Genomic DNA, 6764 nt, shown 5'->3' on the forward strand with positions numbered 1-6764 from the left:
ATGACGATCCTCTATAAAGCCGATCCCGAACGCGGCCGGCAATGGGCGCAGCACTTCGCGCAAAAAGCGCCGGACGTGGCGTTCCGCGTGTGGCCCGATATCGGCGATCCCGCCGCCGTCCGCTATCTCGCCGCATGGCAGCCGCCCGCCGACGTCATGCAGACATTCCCCAATCTCGAAGTGATCTTCTCCGTGGGCGCGGGCATCGATCAGTTCGATCTGTCGGGCGTGCCGCCGCATGTCGAGGTCGTGCGGATGACCGAGCCGGGCATCGTCGAAGGCATGGTCGAATACGTGACGCAGGCGGTGCTCACCATTCATCGCGATCTCTTCGATTACGCCGCGCAACAACGCGAGCGCATCTGGCGCGAGATGCCCGTGCGCGCCGCCTCGACGCGGCGCGTCGGCGTGCTCGGGCTCGGCATGCTCGGCACGGCGGTGCTGAAAACGCTGCGGCTCTTCGGCTTCGATTGCGCCGGATGGAGCCGTTCGCCGCACGAGATCGAAGGCGTCGAATGTCATGCGGGCATCGAATCGCTCGATACGTTCCTTGCCCGCACCGATATCCTCGTGTGCCTGTTGCCGCTCACGGATGCGACGCGCGGGCTCATCGGCAAATACGTGTTCCAGATGCTGCCGAAAGGCGCATCGTTCATCAACGTGGGGCGCGGCCCGCAGGTGATTCAGCAGGATCTGCTCGATGCGCTCGACAGCGGCCATCTCCATGCCGCGATCCTCGACGTAACCGATCCCGAGCCTTTACCGCCGACGCATCCGTTCTGGACGCATCCGCGCGTGCGCCTGACGCCGCATATTGCGAGCGCGACGCGGCCGGAAACCGCCGTCGATGTGGTGCTGGAGAACCTGCGCCGCCATCGCGCGGGAGAGCGCATGATCGGCGCAATCGACCGCACGCGCGGCTACTGAGCCCGTCCTCCGGGGCGCGCAGCACAAAATGCTGCGCGCCCCCCGAAAAAAACCGCGAATTCACTTTTTGGCGATTTTTTTGGCGATGCGCGCGATACGGCTCTGCCGATAGTATGAAACGGTCAAGAGCCATTCCGCCCCCTTCGCGAAGAGAGAGTCGCATCATGCCGATCAAGTCGCTTGTCGAGTCCGACCGTCAACATCTGATTCATCCCGTCGTCAGCTATCGCGCGCACGAGGCACGCGGCGTCACCGTGCTCGATTCCGCCGATGGCGTGTTCCTGCGCGATATCGAAGGCAGGCAGTTGCTCGATGCATTCTCCGGCCTGTGGTGCGTGAACACGGGTTATGGGCACGCGAGCATCGTCGAGGCCGCTGCGAAGCAGATGACGAAACTGCCCTACGCCACGAGCTATTTCCACTTCGGCTCCGAGCCCGCGATCGAACTGGCCGCGAAGCTCGTCGAGCTCGCGCCCGCGTCGCTGCAACACGTGTACTTCACGCTCGGCGGCTCGGATGCCGTCGATTCCGCGCTGCGCTTCATCACGCATTACTACAACGCGACGGGCCGTCCGTCGAAGAAGCATTGCATCGCGCTGCAACGTGGTTATCACGGATCGTCGTCGATCGGCGCGGGACTGACCGCCTTGCCCGCGTTCCATCGCAACTTCGATCTGCCGCTCGCGACGCAGCATCACATTCCTTCGCCGTATGCGTATCGCAACGATTACGCCGACGACGCCGCGCTCATCACGGCATCGGTGCAGGCGCTCGAAGCGAAGGTCGCGGAGCTCGGCGCGGACAACGTCGCCGCATTCTTCTGCGAGCCGATTCAAGGCTCGGGTGGCGTGATCGTGCCGCCGTCGGGCTGGCTTAAGGCGATGCGCGATGCATGCCGCAAGCTCGATATCCTCTTCGTCGCCGATGAAGTGATCACCGGTTTCGGCCGCACGGGTCCGCTCTTCGCGTGCGAAGGCGAAGGCGTCGAGCCGGACCTGATGACGGTCGCGAAGGGCTTGACCGCAGGCTATGCGCCGATGGGCGCGGTCCTCATGTCCGACGCGGTCTATCGAGGCATCGCCGATGGCGCCGACGCGTCCGCGGTTATCGGTCATGGCCACACGTATTCGGCGCATCCGGTGAGCGCGGCTATCGGCCTCGAAGTGATGCGGCTCTATCATGAAGGCGGCCTGCTCGCGAACGGCCAGGCGCAGGCGCCGCGTTTCGCGCAAGGGCTCGACGCATTGCTCGAACATCCGCTCGTCGGTGATTCGCGTCATCGCGGTTTGCTCGGCGCGCTCGAACTCGTCGCCGACAAGGAAAGCAAGCGCGGCTTCGATGCATCGCTCAAGCTGCCGGACCGTATCGCCGCAGCCGCATATAGCAACGGCCTCGTGTTTCGCGCGTTCGGCGACAACATTCTCGGCTTCGCGCCAGCGCTGTGCTACACGCAGGCGAACTTCGACATGCTGTTCGAGCGCCTCACGAAAACGCTCGACGACGTGCTCGCGCAGAGCGAAGTACGCGACGCCTTGAAGGGCGGATCGGGCTTCAGCTCCCGCGCGGCTGCGTGATAACATCGACCGACCGCCGACATGCGAGACCGAACCCGCCGCGATGAGCACCGACAGCAAGCTGGACCGAATCGATCTGCGTATCCTCTCGCAATTGCAGAAGCGCGGACGCATCACGAACGTGGAGCTCGCCGATGCGGTCGGTCTGTCGCCCAGCCCTTGCCTGATTCGTGTGAAGCGGCTGGAGAAGGCGGGTTTCATCGTCGGCTACGGCGCGCAGATTCAGCTCGAGAAGCTCGGCGACGTGCAGGTGGTCTTCACCGAAGTCACGCTCGCGGATCATCGCCGCGAAGACTTCGTCAACTTCGTGAATGCCGTGAAGGATGTCGACGAGATCGTCGAATGTCATCTCGCGAGCGGCGGCTACGACTATCTGCTCAAGTTCGTCACGCGCAGCGTAAGCCATTACCAGAGCATCATCGAAGGGCTGCTGGAACGCGGTATCGGCATCGAAAAGTACTTCAGCTATGTCATCATCAAGACGGCGTTCGTGAAAACGCACTATCCGCTCGAAACGCTCTTCTCGCAGCATCATCACTGAGGCGCGCGCCTCATTCTTCTCATGAACGAATGCACGCACGCGCGTTTTGCACGTGCGTGCTTTTTATCGTCGATCATCTTCACGCGGAGTAGCACATGTCCAGCAAATATCGTATTGCCGTGATTCCGGGCGACGGCATCGGCAAGGAAGTGATGCCCGAAGCATTGCGCGCGCTCGATGCCGTGAGCAAGCGCTTCAATATCGAACTGGAGTACCGGCATATCGAATGGGCGAGTTGCGATTACTACGCGCAGCACGGCCAGATGATGCCCGACGACTGGAAGGCGCAACTGCAAGACGCCGATGCGATTCTGTTCGGCGCGGTCGGCTGGCCTGACACCGTGCCGGACCACATCTCGCTGTGGGGTTCGCTTCTCAAGTTTCGCCGCGAGTTCGATCAGTACATCAACCTGCGGCCCGCGCGTCTTTTCGACGGCGTGCCCTCGCCGCTCGCGAACCGCAAGGCGGGCGACATCGACTTCATGATCGTGCGCGAAAACACCGAGGGCGAGTATTCGTCCGTCGGCGGCACGATGTTCGAAGGCACGGAACGCGAGTTCGTCTCGCAGACGTCGATCTTCACGAGAAAGGGCGCGGAACGCGTATTGAAGTTCGCGTTCGATCTCGCGCAAAAACGCGAGAAGAAACTGACGGTCGCCACCAAGAGCAACGGCATTTCGATCAGCATGCCGTGGTGGGATTCGCGCGCCGCCGAAATCGCCGCGCAGTATCCCGAGATCAAATGGGACAAGCAGCACATCGACATTCTGTGCGCGCGCTTCGTCCTGAGCCCGGATCGCTTCGATGTGGTCGTCGCGACGAACCTCTTCGGCGACATTCTTTCGGACCTCGGCCCGGCATGCACGGGCACGATCGGCATTGCGCCTTCGGCCAACATGAATCCGGAGCGCAACTTCCCGTCGCTGTTCGAGCCGGTACATGGTTCCGCGCCGGATATCGCGGGCAAGAACATCGCCAATCCGGTCGCGATGATCTGGTCGGCGGCGATGATGCTCGAATTCCTCGGCGAACGCGACGCGCACGACGCGATGCTCTCCGCCATCGAAACCGTGCTCAAGCAAGGCCCGCATACCGGCGATCTGGGCGGCCGAGCGAACACGACGGAAGTCGGCACGGCCATTGCGCGCCTGCTCGGCTGAACATTCCGGAGACCATCATGACGCAACGATACGAGTTGAGCGATCTGATTCGCGCCGACAATTTCATCGACGGCAAATGGGTTCCCGCCGCGAGCGGCAAGCGCTTCGCCGTCACCGATCCCGCGACGGGCGATGTCATCGCGCAAGTGGCCGACAGCGGCCCCGCCGACGCCCGCGCCGCCACCGACGCCGCCGCGCGCGCCTTTCCCGCGTGGCGCGATACGCTGCCGAAAGATCGCGCGGCCGTGCTGCATCGCTGGCATGCGCTGATCGTCGAGAACGCGGATGCGCTCGGGCGTCTGATCTCGCTCGAACAGGGCAAGCCGTTCGCGGAAGGTCGCGGCGAAGTGATGTACGGCGCGTCGTATGTCGCATGGTTCGCGGATGAAGCCACGCGCATCTACGGCGACATCATTCCGCAGCAGCAGCGCGGCAAGCGCATGAGCGCGGTGAAGGAGCCGGTTGGCATCGTCGCGGCGATCACGCCGTGGAATTTCCCGCTCGCGATGATCGCGCGCAAGATCGCGCCTGCGCTCGCGGCGGGTTGCACGGTGGTCGGCAAGCCTGCCGAAGACACGCCGCTCACGGCGCTTGCACTCGTGATGCTCGCGCATGAAGCGGGCGTGCCGGCGGGTGCGTTGAATCTGATCGGCGCATCGCGCGAGAATGCGCAGGAAGCCGTCGGCGACTGGCTCGAAGATGGCCGCGTGCGCAAGATCACCTTCACCGGGTCGACGCCGGTGGGCAAATACCTCGCACGCGAATCGGCGGGCACGTTGAAGAAGCTCTCGCTGGAACTCGGCGGCAATGCGCCCTTCATCGTATTCGACGACGCCGATCTCGACGCCGCCGTCACGGGCCTCATGGCATCGAAGTTCCGCAATGGCGGACAGACTTGCGTGTGCCCGAATCGCGTGTATGTGCAGTCGTCCGTGTACGACAAGTTCGCCGATCTGCTGGCGAAGCGTGTCGCCGCATTGAAGGTCGCGCCCGCGACGGACCCCGACGCGCAGATCGGCCCGATGATCAACGCGCGCGCGGTCGAGAAGATCGAACGTCACGTAAGCGACGCAGTCGAACGCGGCGCACGCGCGCTCACGGGCGGCAAGCGTCTCGCCGAACTCGGCCCGAACTATTACGCGCCGACCGTGCTCACCGGCGCCACATCCGACATGCAATTGAGCTGCGAGGAAACCTTCGGCCCGGTCGTGCCGCTCTTCCGTTTCGACGATGAAGCCGAAGCCATCCGCGTCGCGAACGATACGCCGTTCGGCCTCGCCGCCTATTTCTACAGCCAGAACCTGAAGCGCATCGATCGCGTGTCGCGTCTGCTCGAAGCGGGACTCGTCGGCATCAACGAAGGCGCGATTTCGAGTGAAGCTGCGCCGTTCGGCGGCGTGAAGGAATCGGGTTATGGACGCGAAGGCTCGAAGTATGGCCTCGACGATTATCTGTCGATCAAATATCTCTGCCAGGGCGGACTCGAATGAACGCCTATCCGATCGAGATCACGTTTCCCGATATCGGCGCGCATGCAGCGGGCAACGCGGGTGTGCCGTATGTGCATACGTTCGACTCGGGCATCGACGGTCCGCATGTGATGATCAACGCGCTCACGCACGGCAACGAAGTGTGCGGCGCGATCGTCGTCGATGCGTTGCTGCGCGCTCGCCTGAGGCCGCGTCGCGGCAAGCTCACGCTGGCCTTCGCGAACGTCGATGCATACGCGCGCTTCGATGCGGGCAAGCCGGATGCATCGCGCTTCGTCGATCAGGATTTCAATCGCGTATGGACTGCGCAAGCGCTCGACGACACCTCGCGCGATTCGAGCGAACTGCGCCGCGCCCGCGCGATGCGGCCTGTGATCGATACCGTCGATTTGCTGCTCGATCTTCATTCGATGCATGAAAAGAGCAAGCCGCTGATCGTCGCGGGGCCGCTTGATAAAGGCATCGAATTGTCGGCGCGGCTCGGCACGCCCGCGACCGTCATCTGCGATGAAGGCCATCCCGAAGGCCGGCGTATGCGCGATTACGAAGGCTTCGGCGATCCGTCGAGCAGCAGGAATGCATTGCTTATCGAATGCGGACAGCACTGGGAAGCGGGCGCTGTGACCGTGGCGCGCGACGTGACTGCGCGGTTTCTTCTGCTATCCGGTGTCGTCGACGAGGATGATTTGCCTGCGGGGTGGATTCAGGCATCGCCGCGGGAGATGCTCGTCGTGCGGGTGACGGAACCCGTTGTCGCGAAGAGCATGGACTTTCGTTTTGCGGGCGACTTTACCGGGCTCGAAGTGTTTCCCCAAGCGGGCAGCGTGATCGGGTGGTCGGATGGCACTGCCGTCGAGACGCCCTATGACGATTGCATGCTCGTCATGCCCTCATTGCGGCAATTACGTCCGGGAGTGACTGTCGTGCGGCTCGGCAGGATCGAACAGCGTATTCAATCGGATTAGAGATGTCGCGGAGTTTGTTTTCGCCGGATCCCGGGTTCGTGGTGGTCTATTAGCACTGCCCCTCCCCGGGGCGGGGGTTACTTTCTTTGCTGCTGCAAAGAAAGTAA

General features: G+C 63.0%; 6 protein-coding genes. All 6 read left to right on the plus strand.

What is annotated here, in order from left to right; translation table 11 throughout:
- On the plus strand, positions 1 to 927 hold the full coding sequence (locus PQR08_RS17290; RefSeq protein WP_250486282.1) for a 2-hydroxyacid dehydrogenase: 927 nt from the start codon (positions 1 to 3) through the stop codon (positions 925 to 927).
- 164 nt (positions 928 to 1091) lie between these two features.
- The gene (locus tag PQR08_RS17295) at positions 1092 to 2501 is read left to right on the plus strand and encodes an aspartate aminotransferase family protein (RefSeq protein WP_250486283.1); all 1410 of its coding nucleotides are present in this window, start codon (positions 1092 to 1094) and stop codon (positions 2499 to 2501) included.
- 43 nt (positions 2502 to 2544) lie between these two features.
- Complete coding sequence (locus PQR08_RS17300; RefSeq protein ID WP_250486284.1) at positions 2545 to 3042, plus strand: Lrp/AsnC family transcriptional regulator; 498 nt, start codon at positions 2545 to 2547, stop codon at positions 3040 to 3042.
- Positions 3043 to 3137: 95 nt separating this feature from the next.
- Positions 3138 to 4202, plus strand: coding sequence for a tartrate dehydrogenase (locus PQR08_RS17305; protein ID WP_187606671.1), 1065 nt, complete (start codon positions 3138 to 3140; stop codon positions 4200 to 4202).
- A gap of 17 nt (positions 4203 to 4219) precedes the next feature.
- Positions 4220 to 5692 (plus strand): NAD-dependent succinate-semialdehyde dehydrogenase, encoded by a 1473-nt coding sequence (locus PQR08_RS17310; protein ID WP_238212081.1) that lies wholly within the window; start codon positions 4220 to 4222, stop codon positions 5690 to 5692.
- Positions 5689 to 6657 (plus strand): M14 family metallopeptidase, encoded by a 969-nt coding sequence (locus PQR08_RS17315; RefSeq protein ID WP_250486285.1) that lies wholly within the window; start codon positions 5689 to 5691, stop codon positions 6655 to 6657. The genes PQR08_RS17310 and PQR08_RS17315 overlap by 4 nt, the downstream gene beginning before the upstream one ends.
- Positions 6658 to 6764 lie beyond the last annotated feature (107 nt).

It is taken from the genome of Caballeronia jiangsuensis (assembly GCF_046030135.1).
GTDB classification, from domain to species: Bacteria; Pseudomonadota; Gammaproteobacteria; order Burkholderiales; family Burkholderiaceae; genus Caballeronia; species Caballeronia jiangsuensis.